We start from the raw sequence: 1,260 nt of genomic DNA on the forward strand, positions 1-1,260 counted from the left end.
CAACTTGGACACATTTCAAGCCACTTTTTTCAATTCAGCCATCTTTTCTGCTGGGGTTAAATACCCAATAGCTGAATGAATCCTTTTGTAATTGTAAAAATAAATATAACTCTCTACATTTTCCACTACTTCTTGATGATTGGCAAAGCTTTGATAGTTTAACCTTTCAGTCTTGAGACTTCTAAAAAACCTCTCCATGACCGCATTGTCCCAACAATTACCCCGTCTGCTCATGCTTTGAATAATGTTTTTGCTGTTGCAATACTGCGCGAACATGTTCGCGCAGTATTGTACGCCTTGATCAGAATGAAACATAAGTTTGCTGCCATTCGGCTGATGCCGCGCTATAGCATTACTTAGCGCGTCCTTTGCCAGCTGAGCATTCGGCTGTTTTGATAATGCCCAGCCAACAACTTGCTTCGAGCTTAAATCAAGTACACTGGCTAAATAGCTCCAACCTTGATAAGTCTTGATATAGGTAATATCACCCACCCAGTGGGTGTTTATTGTTTGCTGCTCAAACTCACGATTGAGTAGATTTTCTGCCTTTTTGTGCATAAGTCCAGCATTGGGGTAATAATGACGTTTTCTTGGGCGTATGGCAACTACATTGGCTTTTTTCATTAGTGTTGCAGTTTGATAAATGCCAATTTGGTAACCTTGGTTATTTAGTGTTATTTTCATTCTACGTTTGCCGTAAGTGTGCCCAACTTCAATGACAGTTTGCTTGATAAATTCAATCATGGCACTGGTGTTGGCACTTGCTGGCTTGTCTTTGATTTGATAATAATAACTACTACGAGGAAGCTTGAGTAATTGACACAATTCCTTGGTGTTGTATTGTCTACAAGCCTTGTTCATTTTAGCAATCATAGTGTGTTTTGATTGCCCACTGCGAACAAGGCTGTTGCTTTTTTTAAGATTTCATTATCCCTTTGTGAGCGCCATAATTGTTTCTTGAGTGATTGAATTTCTTGTTGTTCTAGCGTCATGGCTTTGCCATATTCTGGCGTATTTCCGCTAATCTCTGCCAGATATTGCTTCTTCCATCTTGTAACTGCCGATAGACCGGCACCTGATATCGCCATGATTTTTTTGTTGGTGTAATTCTCATGCACCATGAGCTTGGCATAGTCTAATTTTTGCTCAATTGTTAGATTTATTCTCTCTTTTCTGGTTTTTATTATTTGCGTCATTTTGACCTCCTTATTTTTTGTATTATAAGGCTATCTTTGTGTCTAAGAAAGTTAGATCATTACA

The 1,260-nt window shown here is 38.7% G+C and carries 1 protein-coding gene; it reads right to left on the reverse strand.

Features of this window, described 5'->3' with window-relative positions; genetic code table 11:
• Nucleotides 1-15: 15 nt before the first annotated feature.
• Nucleotides 16-1,196, reverse strand: a protein-coding gene (locus tag CRYPD_RS07680) for an IS3 family transposase (RefSeq protein WP_138146982.1) whose coding sequence is annotated in 2 segments (ribosomal slippage) — nt 16-908 and nt 908-1,196 — 1,182 coding nt in all. Because the reading frame shifts where the segments join, the coding sequence is not laid out codon by codon here.
• Nucleotides 1,197-1,260 lie beyond the last annotated feature (64 nt).

Source organism: Bathymodiolus heckerae thiotrophic gill symbiont, from assembly GCF_900180345.1.
GTDB lineage: Bacteria > Pseudomonadota > Gammaproteobacteria > PS1 > Pseudothioglobaceae > Thiodubiliella.